Genomic DNA, 15,697 nt, shown 5'->3' with positions numbered 1-15,697 from the left:
ACGACCTCGAATCACCGGCGGTCCGGCACGCCGGGTCACCCGGCGAGGGCCCGCCGTCCGGCTACTGCCCGGAAGGGCGGCTCACGCCTCGGTGAAGCCGCGCGCCCGGCCGCCCGCGGACTCGCGCACCGCCGCCGCGACCGCCGTGGCCACATCCGGGTGGAACACGCTCGGGATGATGTAGTTCGGCCCCAGCTCCTCCGGCGTGACGACGGCGGCCAGCGCGCCCGCGGCGGCCAGCAGCATCTCCTGCGTCACCCCGTTGGCCTGCGCGTCCAGCAGCCCGCGGAACACCCCGGGGAAGGCCAGCACGTTGTTGATCTGGTTGGGGAAGTCGGAGCGGCCCGTCGCCACCACGGCGGCGTGCTGGGCGGCCTCGTCCGGCGAGACCTCCGGCTCGGGGTTGGCCAGCGCGAACACGACCGCGTCCGTCGCCATCGCGGCGATGTCGTCGCCGGTCAGGATGCCGGGCGCGGAGACCCCGACGAACACGTCGGCGCCCTTGACGGCCCCGCGCAGGTCGCCGGAGTAGCCCTCGGCGTTGGTGTGGTCGGCGATCCACTGCAGCGACTCGTCGAGGTCGTCGCGGCCCTTGTGCACGGCGCCCAGGTAGTCGCAGACGACGACGTTGCGGGCGCCGGCGGCCAGCAGCAGCCGCAGCACGGCGTTGCCCGCCGCGCCCGCGCCCGCCATGGTGATCTTGACGTTCTCGATGTTCTTGTTGACGACCCGCAGCGCGTTGGTGAGCGCGGCCAGCACGCAGATCGCGGTGCCGTGCTGGTCGTCGTGGAAGACCGGGATGTCGAGCAGCTCGCGCAGCCGCCGCTCCACCTCGAAGCAGCGCGGCGCGCCGATGTCCTCCAGGTTGATGCCGCCGAAGCCGGGGGCGATCACCTGCACGGTGCGGACGATCTCATCCACGTCCTGCGTGTCGAGGCAGATCGGCCAGGCGTCGATGCCCGCGAAGCGTTTGAACAGGGCCGCCTTGCCCTCCATGACCGGCAGCGCCGCCTCAGGCCCGATGTTGCCCAGCCCCAGGACGGCCGAGCCGTCGGTCACCACGGCCACGGTGTTGCGCTTGATGGTCAGGCGCCGCGCGTCCTCCTTGTTACGGGCGATCGCCATCGACACGCGCGCCACGCCCGGCGTGTACGCCATGGACAGCTCGTCGCGGTTGCGCAGCGGCACCTTGGACTTCATCTCGATCTTGCCACCGAGGTGCATGAGGAACGTGCGGTCGGACACCTTGTGGATGACGACGCCCTCGACGGCCTCGAGCTGGTCGACGATGGCCTGGGCGTGGTCGGTGTCGCGAGCGGCGCAGGTGACGTCGATGCGGAGCTTCTCGTGACCCGCGTTGGTGACGTCGAGGGCGGTCACGACGCCCCCGGCCGACTCTACGGCGTGGGTGAGCTGGCTGACGGCCTTGCCGCCGGCCGGCACCTCGAGACGCACGGTGATGGAGTACGACACACTCGGGACGGTCGCCACGTCAATCGCTCCTTCGGGACTGACCAAGAATGCATCCATGTTAGGGGCTGTTGACTGTGGCCTGACTCGACGGCGGGTCAATCGAGCGCCTCGGCCGCCGTGACGATCAGCTCGACGCACGTCCCCACCGGGATCGTGGTGCTGTCGAGAACCAAGTGATATCTACAGGGATCGGCGGGATCGGCACGATAGAAGTGCCGCACGTAGGCGCTGCGGGCCCGGTCGTTGTCCTCGATGATCCGGCGCGCCTCCCGCTCGCTGAGCTCGCCCAGCGTGGCCGTCTGGCGGACGCGGCGCCGCAGCGGGGCGTCGAGCCTGACGTGCAGCGCGCCCGGGTGATCGGCCAGCACCATCGCGCCGGCCCTGCCCAGGAAGACGCCGCCCTGGTTGCGGGCCATCTCGGTCAGCATGCGCTCCGTGCGCCGGACGAACTCCTCGGGGGCGAGCGGCATCGCCCCCGGCACGTACATGTCCACGCCGCCGAACGTGACCGTCGGCAGCCGCACGGCGCCGGAGAACAACCGGCTCAGGCCGCGCTCGGCGCGGTCGTCGTGGGCCAGCGCCTCCTCCAGCGTGCAGCCCAGCTCCTCGGCCACGGCGCTGGGGATGGCGCGGTCGACGAACGGCACGCCGAGTCGCTCGGCGACGGCCGGGCCGATCTGGCTGCCGGCCGTGCCGTATGTCGCCGATATGGTGACGACCCGCATATCTCCAGGTTAGAACAGTGCGCTGGCCAACGCCCTGCGCGCTTTGGCCAAGGATGGGTCTTCGGCGGGCAACGCTTCGAACAGGCCGAGCAGGTGGCGCCTGGCCTTGTCGCGGTCGTCGCCCGAGGTGCGCTTGACCACGGCGATGACCCGCGCGAACGCCTCGTCCACCGCGCCGGACAACATCTCCAGGTCGGCGGCGAGCAACTGGGCGTCGAGGTCGGCCGGATCCTGTGCGCGCCGCTGCACGTCGGCGGGGTCCACCTCGGACGTGCGCTTGATCAGGTTGACCCCCGCGAGGCCCATCTTGGCGTCCTCGTTGCCGGGCGCGCGGGCCAGCAGCCGCTCGTAGGCCGCGATCGCCGCGTCGAAGTCACCCGCGTCGATGGCCTGCTCGGCCGCGACCAGGTCGGGGTCGGCCGGCGGGCCCGCGGGCGCCTCCTGCCCCTCCTCCGCCTCTCCTGGCGGCCTGGCGCCGGGGTTGGCCTGGTAGAACTGCTCGACCGCGGCCATCAGCTCGTCGAGCCAGCGGCGCACCTCCTGCTCGGGCAGCACCTGCTGGAAGCCGGTGACGGCCTGCCCCTGGAAGATCGCCAGCACGGTCGGCACCGCCTGCACGCGCAGCGCCTGCGCGATCTGCGGGCTGGCGTCGACGTTGACCTTCGCCAGGACTGCCTTGCCGCCCAGGTCACCGACGACTTTCTCCAGCACCGGGCTGAGCTGGGCACTGCCGGGCGCCCTGGGCGACCAGAGGTCGAGAACCACCGGCACGGTCATGGACCGGTCGATGACGTCGGTCGTGAACGTCTCCTCGGTCACGTCGACGATCGAGGCCGACGAGGCCGCCTGGGGACCTGCCGCCTCCCGCCGGGCCTGCGACTCCAGAGCCTGCTTGCGCGCGCCCAGGTCCACCGCTCCGTAGAGGGACCCAGGCCTAGAGAAGTCCGCCATGCCCTTCATCTTGCCGCATGGAAGAAGCCGGGAAGTCACCCGCCGCCACCCTGAGGGTGCGCAACTGGTCGAACATCCGGTGGAGTTCGTCCTCGGCGTACATCGTCAGGCCGAACTCGGCGGCCATCAGGTCGGCCGTGGCCCGCCCCACGACGGCGCGGCCCGCCTCGGTGATCTCGGCCAGCACGCCCCGGCCGTCGCGCGGGTTGGGCAGGCGGCGGACGAACCCGGACTTCTCCAGCCTGTCCACCGTGTTCGTGACGCTGGTGGGGTGAACCATGAGACGCTCACCGATCTTGGACAGCGGCAGCGCCCCCGTCTTGCTGAAGGTCAACAGGACCAATCCCTCGTACCTGGCGAAGGTCAAGTCGTATGGCTTCAGGAGCGAGTCAAGTTGCGACAGCAGGATCTGATGCGCTCTCATGATCGAGGTAACGGCTGCCATGGCGGCGGAAGGCCCGAAGTGAGCGCGCCAGCTCTCCGCGGCGCGGTCGATGGGGTCGAACGGCAGGTTGAGCGGCTTCGGCTGCGACACAGCGCTACGGTAGCGCGCCTCTCGTCCCGGTTCGTCTGGTCACTCTCTGCGACAGGCTTCTTCGCTTGACCAAGAATCCGGACATCAATCATCACGCTCAGTTATGGTTCTCCTACGTATGGTGACGCGGATGCCAAGTCCAGCGGCCGTGGGGACGGCCGGGACCGCATGTGTTCCGCGGCACCGAGGGGCACGGGGGGTGCGCTTGATGAACTTCAACGGGGAAAAGGGTGCGTGAGCACGCGGGCGTTTCACGAGAGGAGCTGAAGCACAGCGCGGCCGTCACTGTTGCCGTGCTGCTGGCTGTCGGCCTGTTCGCGGCGTGGAACGTCCTGATTCCGGGCGTGGACGCGTGGGAGAACATCGTGGCCGCGGTCATCGGATCGCTCCGGCTGACCGGGCCGGTGGCGGCGGCCTTCGCCGCCTGGGTGGCGCTGCGCAAGCGCCGGGCGCTGCGCGGACGCTCGCTCACGACGTGGCGGGCGCTGAAGGCGCCGCTGGCGATCGTGATGGTGGTGGTGGGCTCGTTCGGCGCCACGGTGCTGGTGCTGGCGGTCAAGACGGTGCTGACCGACCAGGCCGGCAAGCTGAGCCTGACCGGGCTGGCGATGGGCATGGCGGGGCTGGCGCTGTACTCGGTGATCGGGTGGGTGGCCGGCTGGCTGCTGCCGCGGCCGTTCACGCCGCCGCTGGCCGGGCTGGCCTGCTACGGGCTGTTCTCCTGGCTGGCCGACGACCGCGGGTGGGCCGACAAGCTCGCGCCGGGGACCGGGGAGCCGTACGACCTGTTCCAGGGTCTGAACGGGGCGCCGTTCTTCGACCAGACGATCTGGCTGCTGGGCATCACGGCGGCGCTGCTGCTCGGCTGGGCGGCGCTGGTCACCAGGCAGGCCCTGGTGCTGGCGTGCGCGCTGCTGGCGGTGCTGGCCGCCGGGATGGGCGTGTCACGGGTGCTGGCGCAGCCGAAGCCGGCCGCGGCCGTGGACATCGCCTACGCCTGCCAGGAGTGGCCGATCACGGTCTGCATGCATCCGGGGATGCGGGCGGGGCTGACCGAGCTGGGGGCGGCGTTCACGCAGATCGCCTCGCGGCTCGCGGGGACGCCCGCCGCGTTCACCCGGGTGGAGCAGCGCCCGCTGGACGACCCGCTGAAGCCGTCGAACGGGCTGGCTCCCGTGCACGTGCCCGACCTGTCGTCCGGGTTCGCCGAGGAGGCGGCGCACGAGTACATCGAGGCGCTGGCCCCCAGGTGCCAGAGCCCGGTCTCGGAGGGGTACCGGCAGATCGTGGTGGCGTGGCTGCGCGGCGAGCCGCTCCCGGGCACGCCGCTGCCCGAGCACCACTACGCGACGACGTCGTTCTCCTCGTGGAGCGAGCACCAGCGCAGGGAGTGGCTGCGCATGTTCTACAGCGACTTCCAGGGCTGCCGGCTGTCGGGCACGCACTTCGGCGGCGGCCCCACGCACGCGCAGATGGCGCCGTCGGTACGGCCGACCCCCGAGTCGAGCCACGTCTACCCGGTCTATCCGGGCCCCGGCGACACCACGCCGACCGGCACCGCTCCGGGCACACCGGGGGTGGGCTCCGCGCCCGGCACCCCGCGTAGTGGCTCGACACGGGAGGCGCCCGCCGCCCGGTGGACCCCCGACACCTCGGGGGTGAGCTGGCCGGTGTTCGAAACGGAGCCGCAGCAGGAGCCCGCGACCGTGCAGGCCGGGGAGGCCGCGCCCGCGCAACCAGCGGCGGACCCAGACCCGGCCCCGGCCCCGGCTGAGGCGTCGGCGCGGGAAGGCAAGCAGGACGCCGCTGAGGCAGATGAGCAGGTCCCCGCCTCGCACGGCCGCCCGGCGCACGCTTCGCCAGGGAACGCCCACGGTTGGGGAGCGAAGATGTCACCAAAGGGCTGGCACTGATGATCGCCTGACGGGTAGTCATGCTCGCATGACGACTTCTCGAACGGCGCCGCCCGAGGTGACCTCCGGGCGGCGCCGCCGGTGGCGATATCTGGCCGGGCTCCTCGTGCTGGCCGTCCTGCTGGTCGTGGGCGGCCGGCTGGCCTGGACCTGGCTCAACCCGATGGGCGAGCAGAGCATCGACCGCAGCCAGCCGGTGCTGCTGCAGTCGATCAAGGACCTGAGCCGGTTCGAGGCCGCGACGGGCACCTTCCAGGTGGTCGTGGACCTGGAGAAGGACGCCAACTTCCTGCCCGACGCGATCAAGGGCACGCGCACGTTGTTCGTCGGGGCGGGCGGGGTGGACGCCTACGTGGACTTCTCCGCCATGGCGACGAACGGCGTGACCGTCTCGCAGGACCGCACCGAGGTGACCGTACGCCTGCCGCGCGCTCAGCTGGAGAAGCCCAACCTCGACAACAGCCGCTCCTACGTCTTCGCCCAGCAGCGCGGCCTGTTCGACCGGGTCAGCGACTTCCTCTCGGGCTCCCCCACCGACCAGCGGGAGCTCTACCTCCTGGCCGAGAAGAAGATCAGCGAGGCGGCGGTGGCCAGCGACCTGCGCGCCAGGGCCGACGCCAACACCAAGACCATGCTGACGGGCATGCTGAAGTCGCTCGGCTTCACGAAGGTCACCGTCAAGTACACCGACGAGCCCTGAGCGCCCGCATCCGACGTGCCCTAGGCATGCCTCACCTGTGCCTTAGGCGTCCCGTGCGCCTACCTAAGTACCTCCCTATCTGTGCTCATGCCGAGAGATAAGGCATACACCCGATGTGCCGGTGGGGGCCTTAGGACGAACCTTGAAAGTGCAGGGAACGAGACAAGGGAGCACGTCGGATGAACGCCGAACTCGAATACTCCGTGATGCAGCACCACGCCGCCGAGCTGCGCCAGGCCGCCGCCGAGCAGCGGCGCGTCCACGAGGCGAGCAGGAGCCGCCGGTCCGAGCGCCGTCACCGCTCGGTGTTCGCCCGGTTCCTCACCTCATGACCGTCCACAAGCAGCCCGGCCGCATCCTCCCTCGCGGCCGGGCTGAAACGCCCCCTTAGGGGGGCTGAGGTGCCTCCGGCCCGAATTCCTGGTCGAGCCGGTGGCTGTACGCCACGAGGCCCCGGTCCGCTCCTGGTCGGACCGGGGCTTCGCGCTGCCCGGAGCACACTCAGAGCGGCTGCCGCTGCATGCCCTGATCACTGGGCGCGGGCGCCGCGCTGGCCTGCCCCGCAGGCACGTCCAGCCGCCAGGCCACCCTGGGCTCGGGCGCCGGGTCGAGGTAGCGGCCGGAGCTCCGATGCCACGCGCACGCCCCGGCCTGCCAGTCACGCAGCCCCTGGACGTAGCGGGCGATCCTGGCCCGCTCCGCCGGATCCAGCCCGCTCTGCGCCACCAGCGCCGGCAGCTCCGTCAGCGCCACGGCCTCGAACAGCCGCAGCCGGGAGGTCCGCAGCTCGTTCACCCGGTCGACGGCCTCCTGCGCCCCGCAGCCCAGGAACCGCCGCAGCCCCAGTACCTCGTTGGCGTGCGCGCACTCCTCTGCGGCCTCCCGCCGGTAGGAGTACAGGTCGTTGAGCAGGTGCACCCCGTCGGAGAACGTGTCGCGCAGCACCGTGACCGGCTGCGTGCCGACCACCCGCACGGGCACCTCGGCGCCGATGACGCGCTCCACGAGATCCGCCGCCCACGAGGCGCCGCCGGTCGCGCGGCGCAGGCCGGCCAGCTCGGTGGGCGTGGGGGCGCGCCCGTCCCTGACGTTCTCCAGCGCGCGCAGGAACCCCCGCATCAGCCCTTGCGTACTGGCCGCGAACCGGCGCCGCCAGCCCCGCGAGGACCCGGCGAACGTGCGCGGCCACAGGTCGGCCAGCCCGCGCTCGGCCGGGTTCGACGGGCGCGGCGTGCGCGGGGAGTCGGGCGGGGTGAAACGGCGCAGCCGGTGCAGGTACGCCTTGGCCTGGCGGTGCGCCCCCTGCCGGGTGAACGCCTGGGTGAAGTGGTCGTCGAACCAGCACGCCCAGACGTACCAGTCGGCGGCCAGCTCCAGCTCCCTCTCGCCGGCGTCCGGATGGCCGTAGGCCGCCAGCATCGGGATCGCCATGGACCCGAACCGGGCCTCGTCCCAGAGGCCGGCGTGGTCGAGCAGGCCCATCGCCCTGGCCCAGGCCGTGGAGTGGCGGTGCGCGGCGTCGGCGTGCGGGCTCAGGAGTGCGGGGGTGGGCTGGTAGAGGGCGGGCAGGACGAACGGGGCGGACGGGGAGCCGCCGGGATCAGGGGGCATGAACGGGATCCTCCGCTCGAACAGTTTCTTCGACCAGAACGGATGACCTCTGCGGAGGCTCGAGGAGTTGACGCTCTTGTTGGGGCGGTTGCGCTTTTTCTGGTGGGTGTGACTCCATTATGCACACGAGTCGTATTTGATTGGCAACTCTCTGTGACCATTCCGTTGTCACTCCACCGCGCCGGCCCCGGCGAGCAGGCTCAGGTACCAGCCGTCGTACGGCCGGTTCGTCGCCGGATAGCTGGCCGGCGGATCGGTGGCGTCGCCCGCCGAGTCGAAGTCCCAGCCCCGGGCCAGCTTGCCCGCCCGCCGCGCCGCGACGATGAACGCGGACGCGGACGCCGGCGCCGCGTGGAACAGCGCGCCCTGCTGGAGCTCGGCCGCGTCGCCCTGCTGGAACTCGACGAAGGCGACCTGCGGGTAGCGGACGCGGTCGCCCGCGTGCCTGTCGGTGTCGATCCGCAGCGTGCGCGCCGGGGTGGGGCCGTCGGCGCCGGTCCACACGCGCACGCGGGACGTGCCGCTGGTGGAGGTGGCCTTGTCGGGTCGGGCGTCGGAGGTCCTGGCGTTGCCGCTCCACGTGGCCGCCATGGCGCCGGCGTCGAGCACGCCGTCCCACTGCCAGTTCTGGCTGGAGCTCTGGCTGCGGTGGATCTCGCGCAGCCGCGTGCCGGCCGGGTCGGTGAACCTGATCGTCGGCAGGACGCCGTTGTCGTAGCGGCGGCTGGCGGACCAGGTGATCTCGCCGTCCGCGCCCAGCCGGCCGACGCGGTACCACAGCGTGGTCGCGCTCTGTGACTGGTGGACCTCCACCAGGTCGCCCCGGTCGTTCAGCGCGACGGCCGGGGTGACGCCGCTGTCGTACCTGCCGTGGCGCAGCCAGGTGACGCGGCCGTCGGCGCCGTACACGCCGGTCCAGTACCACAGGTCGCCCGAGCCCGAGTCGTGCACCTCCACGACCTGGCCGCGGCCGTTGATCGCGACGGCCGGGTTCTGACCGACGTCGCGCCGGTACGCGCTGCGCGTCCCCCCGTCACCGGAGATCACCGCCAGGACGCGGCCCCGGAGCGCGTCCACCGTCGGCGCGGTCGCCGGGTAGTCCTCGGCCCTGAGCAGCCGCGTCCCGAAGACGGAGGTGAGCTGCTGGTTCAGCGCGGCCAGGTTGCCCGCGGCGTAGGAGGGGTTGTCGGTGAGGTCGTCCTTGACGTCGAGCGCGACGACGATCGGGGCGGCGGCGGGGTGCTGTTGCGACCAGGCGCCGATGGCCTCCAGCCAGTCGCGCAGCAGGTTCGAGGCGGGGTTGCCCGCGTGGTCGACCTCGTCGCCCGGCGCGTCGTGGCCGATGGCGTAGTCGCGGGAGGTGGCGTAGCCGTTGTCGTGGAGGTCGAGCTCGATGAAGCGGATGCCGTGGTCGAGCTGGTAGATGATCGAGTTCCGGGCGCCGGCGAGGTTGCCCGAGTAGCTGTTGTGCGTGGCGCGGAAGACGGCCGAGGGTAACGGCACGTCGGCCGCCGCCTCAGCGGATCCGCTGGTCAGCAGGGTGGCGGCGAGGAGGGTCAGGGCGGCGGGGACGGCTGCGAGGCGAGGCACTCCCCGATCTTCTTCTCCGGGGTTCCCGGCGGCAATGGGGCGCGGCGAGCCGACATCTCGGCGTCACGTGCCGTACATGCCGTCCGGGGCGTGGGCCAGGTCGCCGGGTGCGGGCGTGGACACCCGCGCGGAAGCCGGGCGATGATGCCTGTATGGGCAGGCGCGGGCTGGTGTGGGGCGGGGTCGTGGTCGCCGTGGTGGCCGCGGGGGCGCTGATCTGGTACTTCGTGCGGGTCGGGCTCGACGACGCCGACAAGCTGGCCAGCGTGATCGGCCTGTTCTGCGCGGTGGCGGGGCTGGGGGTCGCGATCTACGGCCTGCGCGCCCGGCCCGAGCGGCAGAGCTCCGAGCCCGGCGCGCCGGCGTCCGGGCAGCAGGGCCCCGAGCCCGGCGGGTCAGCGTCCGGACAGCAGAGCCCCGAGCCCGGCGTGACCGCGTCCGGGCCGAGGTCGGTCGCCGTCGGCGGCGACAACACGGGCGTCATCTCCACGGGCGACGGGGCGACCACCATCGACATGCGGGCCGAGGCGTCCGGGGAGGGGCGCGTCTACCAGGCCGGCGGAGACCAGACGATCAACGAGAAGTGACGGCGCCCGAGCCCTGCCCCCGGCGCGCTTCGAGGCCGTCCAGGATCAGGTCGAGGCCGTAGCCGAACTCGCCGGCGTAGTCGTAGCCCGGCCGCATGGCGTGCTCGACGATGATCTCGGTCAGGTACGGCAGCTCGCCCGCCGGCAGCTGCTCCAGGATGCCGCCGGCCACCTCCTCGGCCTCGTGCGGCGTCATCACCGGCAGGTTCGACTCCTGGACGACGAAGCCGTAGACGTAGCTGTCGATGAGGGAGACGGCGTGCGCGGCCATCCGCAGCGTGAACCCCGCCCGCCTGAGCACGCCGAGCACGGCGTCGTGGTGGCGCAGCGTCGCGGGCCCCGGGTTGCGGCGGGAGTCCATCAGGCCCAGGGCCCAGCTGTGCCGCGCCAGGACCTCCCGGGCGGAGCAGGCCCGCGCCCGGATCGCCGCGCGCCAGTCGTCACCGTCGGCCTCCGGCAGCCGGATCGCGGTGAACACCAGGTCGACCACGCCGTCGAGGATCGCGTCCTTGTTCGGCACGTGGTGGTAGAGCGACATCGCCTCCACGCCCAGCTCCTGTGCCACCCGGCGCATGGTGATGGACTCCACGCCGCCGCGGTCCGCGACCCTGATCGCGGCTTCGAGCACGAGGGCCTTGCTGAGCGGCTGGGACGGTGGCGGCACGACGGCTCCGGCGGGATCGACGGTTGACAACCTTACAAGCGTAAGCCAGCCTTACGGGTGTAAGCCGGCCGACACGAAGGAGATCGCGATGCCGATGCCGTTGTGGTGGGGGCACGTGAACAAGCGGGTGTTCAACCCGCGTGCGATCGCGAGCGGGAAGTACCCGGTGCTGATCCACGTCGGGCGCACGTCAGGCACGACCTACCGGACGCCGATGGACGCGCACCCGGTGGCCGGGGGCTACCTGTTCGTGCTGGTGTACGGGTCGCGCTCGGACTGGGTGCGCAACGTCCTGGCCGCCGGGAGCGCCCGGCTCAGGGTGGACGGGAAGGAGGTGGAGCTGACGGCCCCGCGGCTGGTCGGCAGGCAGGAGGCGTTCGAGGCCATGCCGAAGGACGTGACGCGCCCGCCGAAGGTGCTACGCATCACCGAGTTTCTGCGGATGGACCTGGCCGCGGGCTGACCGGGCGGCGGATCAGACCTTGGGGACGCTGATCAGCAGGGCGTCGCCCTGGCCGCCGCCACCGCACAGCCCCGCCGCGCCCAGGCCGCCGCCGCGCCGCCGCAGCTCGTACGCCAGCGTCAGCACGATCCTGGCCCCGGAGGCCCCGATCGGATGCCCCAGGGCGATGCCGCCGCCGTTGACGTTGACCTTGTCGAGCGGCACGCCCAGCTCCTTGGCCGACTGCAGCACCACGCTCGCGAACGCCTCGTTGATCTCCACGAGGTCCAGGTCGGCGACGGTCGCCCCCTGCTTGGACAGCGCGTGCTCGATGGCGTTGGCGGGCTGCGACTGCAGGGAGGCGTCGGGGCCGGCGACGTTGCCGTGGCGGCCGATCTCGGCCAGCCAGGGCAGGCCGAGCTCCTCGGCCTTCGCCCTGGACATGACGACCACGGCGCAGGCGCCGTCGGAGATCTGGGAGGCCGAGCCGGCGGTGATGGTGCCGTCGGGGGCGAAGGCGGGGCGCAGCTTGGCGAGGGTCTCGGCCGTGGTGTCGCCGCGCACGCCCTCGTCCTCCTTGACGACCAGCGGCTCGCCACGGCGCTGCGGGATCTCGACCGGGACGATCTCGTCCTCGAAGACGCCGTTCTTGATGGCGGCGGCGGCGAGCTGGTGCGAGCGGGCGGACAGCGCGTCCTGCTCCTCGCGGCCGATGCCGAGCCGGGCGTTGTACCGCTCGGTGGACTCGCCCATCGCGCACTGGTCGAAGGCGCAGAACAGACCGTCGTGCGCCATCGAGTCGACGACCTGCGAGCCGCCGTACTTGACGCCCTTGCGCAGGCCGGGCAGCAGGTGGGGGGCGTTGGTCATGGACTCCATGCCGCCGGCCACCACGATGTCGAACTCGCCCGCCCTGATGAGCTGGTCGGCCAGGGCGATGGCGTCGAGGCCCGACAGGCAGACCTTGTTGATGGTGATCGAGGGGACGGTCATCGGGATGCCGGCCTTGACGGCGGCCTGGCGGGAGGGGATCTGCCCGGCGCCGGCCTGGAGGACCTGGCCCATGATGACGTACTCGACGGCCTCGGGGGCGACCCCGGCCCGCTCCAGCGCGGCCTTGATCGCGATGCCGCCGAGGTCGACGGCCTGGAGGCCGGACAGGGAGCCGAGGAGCTTGCCGATGGGGGTACGAGCTCCGGCGACGATGACGGAACTGGACATGACAACGGCCTCCTGTGCTCGCGCGTCCGGTCTTTGACACGATACCCACGAGTACGACGTCGCTCGCCATGGAGGTAGGCCACACATGTTCATGCGGATCGACCACATCGGGATCGCCTGTCGTGACCTGGAGGAGAAGATCGAGCTCTTCTCCCGCACGTTCGAGCTCACGGTCGTGGCCAGGGAGATCAACGAGGAGCAGGGTGTCAAGGAGGCGATGCTGCACATCGCCGACGGCGAAGGTGGGGGCTCCTACATTCAGCTCCTGGAACCCCTCTCCGACGACTCTCCTGTGGGAAAATTCCTGGCGAAGCGGGGCGAAGGCGTCCATCACGTGGCGTTCGGCGTTCCGGACGTCGAGGAGGCCATGAGCAAGATCGGCGAGAAGGGCGTGCGACTGCTGGACGAGCGTCCCCGTCACGGGTCGATGGGCTCGCAGATCGCGTTCCTGCACCCCAAGGACGTGGGCGGGATGCTGACCGAGCTGGTCCAAGCGGCCAAGCAGGAGTAAACCCCCACAAAACGTAAAAAACGTTCATATGTAACTAGTCACGCAGAAAGTTGGACGGGGCTTCGCAGGTGGCACCAGCGGAGTACGCTTGACCTTCCACCGGACATGGGGCCTGCCGAGAGGCACAGGCTCCTGGTACGGATGCCCCGAACCCCCCGTCCGGCCCGTGTAGCCGTCTCGACAACCCAGGATCGAGCCTCCATGCAGTCCGACATCGACGCCCAGCTCAACAACTTCTTCGAGGACGCCCCAGCACGCGAGTTCGACGTCGTGCTCCGGGGCTACGACCGGCACCAGGTCCACGATCACCTCAAGCAGCTCGACGGGGAGCTACGCCAGGCCCGCGAGCAGGTCGCCAGCCTCCAGCGCGACCTGTCCGACTCCCAGCGCCAGCTGCAGGAGCAGGAGCGCCCGACCTACTCCGGTCTCGGCGCCCGCATCGAGCAGCTGCTCCGCCTGGCCGAGGAGCAGGCGACCGAGCTCGTCCAGGCCGCCCGGTCCGAGGCCAACGAGATCAAGGCCGCCGCCAAGGTCGAGGCCGCCGATGTACGAGCCGCCGCCGAGGCCGAGGCCGCCGAGAAGCGCGCCCAGGCGGCTCGCGAGAGCGACGAGATGCGGACGACCGCCGAGCGGGAGGCCGAGGACATCCGCTCGACCGCGCGCCGCGAGGCCGACGAGCTGACCAACACCACCGAGCGGGAGGCCGCCAAGCTGCGCGCCACCGCCGACCACGAGGTGGCGGAGAAGCGGGCCGACGCCGAGCGGGAGATCGCCAAGCTGCGCACCACCACCGAGCGCGAGGTGGCGCAGCTGCGCGCCTCGACCAAGCGCGAGCGTGACGAGGTGCTGACCACCGCCAAGCGGCAGGCCGATGAGATGCGCGCGCAGGCGCAGCGGGTGCTGGAGGAGTCGGAGGCCAAGCGGGCGCAGGACGAGGCGGAGTTCGAGATCCAGCTCGCCTCCCGCCGCGAGGAGGCCGAGCGCCAGGAGGCCGAGCGCCATGCCACCGCGCAGGCCGCGACGCAGAAGCTGGTCGCCGAGGCCGAGCAGCGCGCCGCCACCGCCGAGTCGCGGGCCACGAAGGCCACGCAGCAGGCCGAGCAGACCCGCCGCGAGGCCGACCTGCACGCCAAGCAGCTCGTCGCCAACGCGCGCAAGAGCTCCGAGAGCATCGTGGCCGAGGCCAAGAGCAGCGCGGAGACGATCGTCACCGAGGCCAAGAACGAGGCCGAGCGCACCCGCTCGGCGATGCAGCGCCAGGTCGACGAGCTCACCCGCCAGCGTGACAGCATCACCAGCCACCTGGCCCAGCTCCGCCAGCTCCTCGGCGGCGCCGCCCTGCCCGGCATGGAGCCGGAGCCCGCGGTCACCGCGGCCCCGCCCAAGCCCGCGCTCGCCGCGCCGGCCGCCGAGCCGGTGGCTCCGGCCACGACCCCCGCTCCCAAGGTGGAGGTCAAGAAGGCCGACGACGACGCCGAGTGGTGGCAGGAGTAACGCCGGGCGATCTGACACACGGGGCTGAATGACGGCTGGGGAGAGCCTGGCGGCCGGATGGTCGCTAGGCTCTCTCTTTGCCGTCGGACGTGTACGAAGTGGTACGAGTCCGTCATGCTGTGTTGCCGATCCCCCTGGAGTGCCCTTTGTCCGCAGACGTCGAGCCGGTGACCGAGCAGAAAGAGCAGGAGCCGAAGGCGAAGGAGGCGACGGCCGAGGACGAGGCGGGGTCCGGCTCGTACGGGCTGCCCGGCAAGCCGCTGGCCCGCGGCCCCTTCCTGTTCGGCCTGGTCGGCGGCCTGGGTGTGCTGACGGCGATCGCGCTGGCCCAGATGATCGTGGCCTCGCTCAGCACGATCATCCTCATCGTGGTGGCGATGTTCCTGGCCGTCGGCCTGAACCCGGCCGTCGAGGCGCTCCAGCGCCGCGGCCTGGCCAGGCGGGGCGCGATCTCGATCGTGTTCGCCGGGGTGATCGTGGCGTTCGTGCTGTTCGGCCTGGCGATCGTGCCGCCGGTGAGCAAGCAGCTCACCGAGTTCATCGACGCGGTGCCGGGCTACATCACGGAGCTGAGCAACCATCCGACGCTGCGCCAGCTCGACCAGGACTACCAGATCCTGCCGCAGCTGCGGACGTTCGTGACGGGCACGCTGGGGCCGTCGCTGGCGACCGGCATCATGGGCGCGGGCCTGGTGGTGCTGAACGGCGTGTTCACCACGGTCACGCTGCTGGTGCTGATGCTGTACTTCCTCGGCTCGCTGCACACGATCAAGGACTACCTGCTCAAGCTCGTCCCGGCCTCGCGCAGGACGCGGACGCGCTCGATCTCGGAGGAGATCCTGTCCGGCATCGGCGGATACGTCGCGGGCAACGTGCTGATCTCGGTCATCGCGGGCGTGGTGACCTGGATCTTCCTGTCCATCGCGGGCGTGCAGTACGCGCTCGCGCTCTCCCTGGTGGTGGCGCTGACGGACCTGATCCCGCTGGTGGGCGCGACGATCGGCGCGGTGCTGGTGACCGCGGTGGCGCTGCTCGACTCCTGGCCCGCCGGAATCGCGTGCGCCATCTTCTTCGTGGCCTACCAGCAGGTGGAGAACTACTTCATCTACCCCAGGGTGATGAAGCACTCGGTGAACGTGACGCCGGCGGTGACCGTGATCGCCGCGTTGTTCGGCGGCGCGCTGCTGGGCATCGTCGGCGCCCTGCTGGCCATCCCGGTGGCCGCCGCGATCTCACTGATCATCCGCGAGCTGGTGCTGCCGCGCCAGGACCGGGCCTGA

The 15,697-nt window shown here is 71.4% G+C and carries 16 protein-coding genes; 8 read left to right on the top strand and 8 right to left on the bottom strand.

Translation table 11 applies throughout. The features are described from left to right. Positions 1-81 precede the first annotated feature (81 nt). From LCN96_RS09160 to LCN96_RS09145, 4 genes are all read right to left on the bottom strand, one after another. Positions 82-1,491: an NAD-dependent malic enzyme gene (locus LCN96_RS09160; protein WP_225272158.1), complete on the bottom strand. Its 1,410-nt coding sequence runs from the start codon at positions 1,489-1,491 to the stop codon at positions 82-84. A gap of 77 nt (positions 1,492-1,568) precedes the next feature. Continuing rightward, positions 1,569-2,198, bottom strand: a complete 630-nt coding sequence (locus tag LCN96_RS09155; protein ID WP_225272157.1) for a cytidylate kinase-like family protein — start codon at positions 2,196-2,198, stop codon at positions 1,569-1,571. A 9-nt stretch (positions 2,199-2,207) separates the two neighbouring features. Then, positions 2,208-3,149 carry a tetratricopeptide repeat protein gene (locus tag LCN96_RS09150; protein WP_225272156.1) on the bottom strand — a complete coding sequence of 314 codons (942 nt, stop codon included), beginning with the start codon at positions 3,147-3,149 and terminating at the stop codon, positions 2,208-2,210. Beyond that, on the bottom strand, positions 3,133-3,684 hold the full coding sequence (locus tag LCN96_RS09145) for a MarR family winged helix-turn-helix transcriptional regulator (protein ID WP_225272155.1): 552 nt from the start codon (positions 3,682-3,684) through the stop codon (positions 3,133-3,135). The genes LCN96_RS09150 and LCN96_RS09145 overlap by 17 nt, the downstream gene beginning before the upstream one ends. A gap of 230 nt (positions 3,685-3,914) precedes the next feature. Here LCN96_RS09145 and LCN96_RS09140 point away from each other — a divergent pair, with 230 nt between their 5' ends. The 3 genes from LCN96_RS09140 to LCN96_RS09130 all read left to right on the top strand — a co-directional run bounded on the left by LCN96_RS09140 (position 3,915) and on the right by LCN96_RS09130 (position 6,629). Then, positions 3,915-5,597 (top strand): hypothetical protein, encoded by a 1,683-nt coding sequence (locus LCN96_RS09140; protein ID WP_225272154.1) that lies wholly within the window; start codon positions 3,915-3,917, stop codon positions 5,595-5,597. Between the two features lie 28 nt (positions 5,598-5,625). Further along, positions 5,626-6,297, top strand: a complete 672-nt coding sequence (locus LCN96_RS09135) for a DUF4230 domain-containing protein (protein ID WP_225272153.1) — start codon at positions 5,626-5,628, stop codon at positions 6,295-6,297. Between the two features lie 179 nt (positions 6,298-6,476). After that, on the top strand, positions 6,477-6,629 hold the full coding sequence (locus LCN96_RS09130) for a hypothetical protein (protein ID WP_225272152.1): 153 nt from the start codon (positions 6,477-6,479) through the stop codon (positions 6,627-6,629). 169 nt (positions 6,630-6,798) lie between these two features. Here the strand turns inward: LCN96_RS09130 and LCN96_RS09125 are convergent, their stop codons facing one another. Both LCN96_RS09125 and LCN96_RS09120 read right to left on the bottom strand, forming a co-directional pair. After that, entirely contained in the window at positions 6,799-7,908 is a 1,110-nt protein-coding gene (locus tag LCN96_RS09125; protein ID WP_225272151.1) for a terpene synthase family protein, read from the bottom strand. Positions 7,909-8,076: 168 nt separating this feature from the next. Continuing rightward, complete coding sequence (locus LCN96_RS09120) at positions 8,077-9,498, bottom strand: PI-PLC domain-containing protein (protein WP_225272150.1); 1,422 nt, start codon at positions 9,496-9,498, stop codon at positions 8,077-8,079. A 152-nt stretch (positions 9,499-9,650) separates the two neighbouring features. Here LCN96_RS09120 and LCN96_RS09115 point away from each other — a divergent pair, with 152 nt between their 5' ends. Further along, entirely contained in the window at positions 9,651-10,085 is a 435-nt protein-coding gene (locus LCN96_RS09115; RefSeq protein ID WP_225272149.1) for a hypothetical protein, read from the top strand. Here the strand turns inward: LCN96_RS09115 and LCN96_RS09110 are convergent. Beyond that, positions 10,072-10,779 carry a TetR/AcrR family transcriptional regulator gene (locus LCN96_RS09110; protein WP_225272148.1) on the bottom strand — a complete coding sequence of 236 codons (708 nt, stop codon included), beginning with the start codon at positions 10,777-10,779 and terminating at the stop codon, positions 10,072-10,074. The two genes, LCN96_RS09115 and LCN96_RS09110, sit on opposite strands and share 14 nt — an antisense overlap. 58 nt (positions 10,780-10,837) lie before the next feature. Here LCN96_RS09110 and LCN96_RS09105 point away from each other — a divergent pair, with 58 nt between their 5' ends. After that, positions 10,838-11,212, top strand: coding sequence for a nitroreductase family deazaflavin-dependent oxidoreductase (locus LCN96_RS09105; protein ID WP_225272147.1), 375 nt, complete (start codon positions 10,838-10,840; stop codon positions 11,210-11,212). Between the two features lie 12 nt (positions 11,213-11,224). On the opposite strand, the gene LCN96_RS09100 is transcribed toward LCN96_RS09105, so the two are convergent. Next, the gene (locus LCN96_RS09100; RefSeq protein WP_225272146.1) at positions 11,225-12,412 is read right to left on the bottom strand and encodes an acetyl-CoA C-acetyltransferase; all 1,188 of its coding nucleotides are present in this window, start codon (positions 12,410-12,412) and stop codon (positions 11,225-11,227) included. Between the two features lie 85 nt (positions 12,413-12,497). On the opposite strand from LCN96_RS09100, the gene mce reads away from it, so the two are divergent. The 3 genes from mce (at position 12,498) to LCN96_RS09085 (ending at position 15,697) form a co-directional block, all read left to right on the top strand. Further along, the gene (gene mce / locus LCN96_RS09095; protein WP_225272145.1) at positions 12,498-12,923 is read left to right on the top strand and encodes a methylmalonyl-CoA epimerase; all 426 of its coding nucleotides are present in this window, start codon (positions 12,498-12,500) and stop codon (positions 12,921-12,923) included. A 201-nt stretch (positions 12,924-13,124) separates the two neighbouring features. Continuing rightward, positions 13,125-14,417 (top strand): DivIVA domain-containing protein, encoded by a 1,293-nt coding sequence (locus LCN96_RS09090; protein WP_225272144.1) that lies wholly within the window; start codon positions 13,125-13,127, stop codon positions 14,415-14,417. Between the two features lie 146 nt (positions 14,418-14,563). After that, complete coding sequence (locus LCN96_RS09085; protein WP_225272143.1) at positions 14,564-15,697, top strand: AI-2E family transporter; 1,134 nt, start codon at positions 14,564-14,566, stop codon at positions 15,695-15,697.

This window comes from Nonomuraea gerenzanensis (assembly GCF_020215645.1).
In the GTDB taxonomy this organism is placed as follows: domain Bacteria; phylum Actinomycetota; class Actinomycetes; order Streptosporangiales; family Streptosporangiaceae; genus Nonomuraea; species Nonomuraea gerenzanensis.
Note: the sequence above shows the minus strand (reverse complement) of the source record. Positions and strands in the feature narration are given on the sequence as shown.

Bases quoted from the DNA above. Each gene is read 5' to 3' on its own strand.
- LCN96_RS09155 (WP_225272157.1), bottom strand. From the start codon at position 2,198: ATGCGGGTCGTCACCATATCGGCGACATACGGCACGGCCGGCAGCCAG.
- LCN96_RS09150 (WP_225272156.1), bottom strand. From the start codon at position 3,149: ATGGCGGACTTCTCTAGGCCTGGGTCCCTCTACGGAGCGGTGGACCTG.
- LCN96_RS09135 (WP_225272153.1), top strand. From the start codon at position 5,626: ATGACGACTTCTCGAACGGCGCCGCCCGAGGTGACCTCCGGGCGGCGC.
- LCN96_RS09130 (WP_225272152.1), top strand. From the start codon at position 6,477: ATGAACGCCGAACTCGAATACTCCGTGATGCAGCACCACGCCGCCGAG.
- LCN96_RS09125 (WP_225272151.1), bottom strand. From the start codon at position 7,908: ATGCCCCCTGATCCCGGCGGCTCCCCGTCCGCCCCGTTCGTCCTGCCC.
- LCN96_RS09115 (WP_225272149.1), top strand. From the start codon at position 9,651: ATGGGCAGGCGCGGGCTGGTGTGGGGCGGGGTCGTGGTCGCCGTGGTG.
- LCN96_RS09105 (WP_225272147.1), top strand. From the start codon at position 10,838: ATGCCGATGCCGTTGTGGTGGGGGCACGTGAACAAGCGGGTGTTCAAC.
- LCN96_RS09100 (WP_225272146.1), bottom strand. From the start codon at position 12,412: ATGTCCAGTTCCGTCATCGTCGCCGGAGCTCGTACCCCCATCGGCAAG.
- mce (WP_225272145.1), top strand. From the start codon at position 12,498: ATGTTCATGCGGATCGACCACATCGGGATCGCCTGTCGTGACCTGGAG.
- LCN96_RS09090 (WP_225272144.1), top strand. From the start codon at position 13,125: ATGCAGTCCGACATCGACGCCCAGCTCAACAACTTCTTCGAGGACGCC.